The sequence below is a fragment of the Aquiflexum sp. genome (assembly GCF_977115555.1).
In genome coordinates, this window is sequence record NZ_CDSBKL010000451.1 from 1 (window position 1) to 3,093 (window position 3,093).

The window sequence follows — 3,093 nt, forward strand, 5'->3', positions numbered from 1 at the left end:
AGAATCCAAAACCTGAGGATTTACCGATAGAAAAATGGTATTGAAATAAATTTCCGAATCCGGCGGTAAAGGAACATTTCCTTTATTCTTAAGCGTAAATTTAGCTTGGTGGAATTGTTCAGGAGAGATTTTGTTTTGTTCAAGTTGCCAGTTCAGACTTATATCATCAGGATTATATTCATTCGATTGCGATTGACAAGAAAAAGCAACGATTAAAACAAACAGAAATACTGAAAATTGGGTGAATGATTTTTCCATAATTGATTTGGTTAAACATGGGTCTTTGGCTGAAAATTCAATTAACTTGAAAACTGGCAATTAATGCCAGTTTAATTTATTAATTTAAAGGAACAAATTGATAATTAAGGGCTAACAATATTTTGATACTTTCAAGTCAAACTAAATTAAGGACAATTTTATCCACTTATCAGTGATAATAACCAAATGGGGAAAATCCTGAAATTTACAAAACCAAACTAATCCGACAACGTTCGGAACATTGATTTTTTGAGTGATGAAAAACGAGCCAAAACGAACCTGTGCAGCCATTATGTTTTCCGATATCGTCGGATATACCGCCATGATGGGTGCAAATCAGGAGCTTGCTTTTCAATTGGTAAAGAAAAATTCCAAAATTCATCAGGAAATCCTCAAAATCCATCATGGTAGATTGATCAAGGAGTTGGGAGATGGGGTATTATGTTTTTTTTCAAATTCCCAAGATGCGGTTGCTGCCGCTTATGAACTTCAAAAGCATTATTTCGAATCCAAGGAAATCAGCCTAAGAATAGGAATACATTACGGGGAGGTTATTTTGGACAACCATGATGTTTTTGGGGATGCGGTCAATATAACTTCTAGGTTACAGACTTTGGGCTCTCCTGGATCGGTGTTTTTCTCAAAAAAAATTCACGAGGACATAGATGAAAATTCTTCTTTGAAATCAGTTTCGCTTGGAAAATTCAGTTTGAAAAATGTTAAGGAACCAATGGAGGTATTTGCCTTGACAAATGAAGGGCTAACTGTACCTAAGAGAGGAGTTTTGCTTAAGTTGATGGAAAGCAGGCTGAAGAAGGTAATGGTGGGTGGATTGGTCGTATTGACTTTGACATTGGTGGGATTTGGTATTTATCATAATACTTCAATAAGTAAGTTGATGGCTAAACAGGAAAAATCAATCGCAATATTGCCTTTTTCTGAAATTGAATATCCCACTTTAAACGATTCTTTGAACATCACCCTCACTGACAATTTACTAAACGGACTTTCGAGCATCTCATCTATAGGCATCATTGATCCACGAAGTTCAAATCAATACAATATCAATAATCAATCAGCCAAAACCATTTCAAACGAATTAAAGGCTGAATATTTGTTAGTCGGCAACATAAGTGGTAATGGGACAAAAAGAAAAGTAAATATTAGGCTATTTGAAGGAAAAAGTGACAAAGTGTTATGGTCTGAAAACTTTGAAATAGGTTCTGAAATGTTAAGTATTTTGGAATTTAACAGACAGGTTATTTTACAGATATCTAGTTTATTAGGTGTAAAGTTGACGGTTTCAGAAATTGAAAAGCTTAATTCCAACCCAACTGACAATTCTGATGCCTATCAAGCATATATATCAGGAAGAAGAAAATACCTAAAATATGAAGAGAAAGAAAATCAACAAGCAATCAAATTGTTTCGGAAAGCATTGAGTTTGTCTCCAAATTTCAAAGAAGCCTATCAGGGATTAGCTGATGCTTTTGTTCAACATCATTATTATAATGAAGGTGAAAAATACTGGTTAGATTCAAGTATCTATTACAGTAATAAAACACTTCAAATTGACAGTGCGTATTCCGATGCGTATGTTTCACTCGGTAGCGCGAATTATTACAAAATAGAATACCAGACTGCAAAAAACTATTTCAAGAAAGCTGTTTCTATAAACGACAACAATAGTAGGGCCTTAGCAAATTTGGGATCCACGCTTTTGGTATTAGGAAAGATCGATTCCTCTCTTTTTTATGTAGACAAATCTTCAAAATTAAATCCACAACTCTACCTTTCCTTACTAACAGTTGGTTGGAATTATCGGCTATTAAAAGATTACCAAAATGCAATCTGTTGGCTCGAGGAATCAATAAAAATAAAACCATCTATTGAAGGATATGAACAATTGGCATACTCTTTAATTGGATTAAATGAGCTAAATGAAGCTAAGGGAATTGTAACAAAAATCATGAATCTCGAAGAGGAAGAAAGTCTTAAGAGATTAAGTGCAGGAAAGATTTATTTCTTTTGCCGAGATTTTGAAGCTGCCTATTTGAATTTGAATCTTGCCTTTCAATCCGACCAAAATTCAATCAATTGCGGAATAAATCGCCCAATAATGTATTTGGGATACCTTGAAAAAATTATCAAGGAAAACAAATTTAAGTCAGAATTACTAATTGATGGATGCAAAGAATACTTGGTAAGCAACATTAAAAACAATAGTCAGGATCCAGACGATTATTTTGATATGGTAAAATATTATGCCATGAAAGGAGATCTAAGTAACTGTTTGAAATCACTTGAAATAGCTGAAAAAAATAATTGGGTCGACATATTTTTTATTACCCAAAATCCAATTTTTGATGGATTCAAAAATGAACCTGACTTCATTAAAGCTGTTAAGAATCAAAATTTGAAGATTGATTTAAAAAGAAAGAATACAAAATACATGAACACTATTAACGAAGAGCAAGGAAAATCTACCCTTGCAATCTGTTATAAGTGAGGGATTTTATAATCCTGACCATGAAACGTTATATATTCTTGGTAGGAAGGTAGGTCATTTCTAGCGTGAATTATCCCCGCTACTAGCGCACATGCCATGGAGGTTCCAGACATATATCCGTAATCATTGTCTGGCAATGTTGAATAAATGTTACTTCCAGGAGCAGCCCATTTAGCACATGTTCCAAAATTAGAATATGGAGCAAATCCGATAATATTATGACAGTTGAAATCCAAAGCCGCTACAGTAACCGCTTTAGATGGAAAGGAAAAACTACCCGGGAAATTTAAATTCGCATCACCATAATCATTACCTGCTGACATCAC

Annotated in this window: 3 protein-coding genes; 1 reads left to right on the forward strand and 2 read right to left on the reverse strand. The window is 34.0% G+C overall.

The features are described from left to right. Positions 1 to 258: hypothetical protein (locus ACZFYI_RS18105; RefSeq protein ID WP_462525529.1), on the reverse strand; the 258-nt coding region annotated here is incomplete at its 3' end. A gap of 256 nt (positions 259 to 514) precedes the next feature. Between ACZFYI_RS18105 and ACZFYI_RS18110 the strand changes: the two genes are divergently transcribed. After that, positions 515 to 2,767, forward strand: a complete 2,253-nt coding sequence (locus tag ACZFYI_RS18110) for an adenylate/guanylate cyclase domain-containing protein (RefSeq protein ID WP_462525530.1) — start codon at positions 515 to 517, stop codon at positions 2,765 to 2,767. Here ACZFYI_RS18110 and ACZFYI_RS18115 read toward each other — a convergent pair. Next, positions 2,758 to 3,093: S8 family serine peptidase (locus ACZFYI_RS18115; protein WP_462525531.1), on the reverse strand; the 336-nt coding region annotated here is incomplete at its 5' end. The genes ACZFYI_RS18110 and ACZFYI_RS18115 overlap by 10 nt on opposite strands.

Bases quoted from the DNA above. Each gene is read 5' to 3' on its own strand.
- ACZFYI_RS18110 (WP_462525530.1), top strand. From the start codon at position 515: ATGAAAAACGAGCCAAAACGAACCTGTGCAGCCATTATGTTTTCCGAT.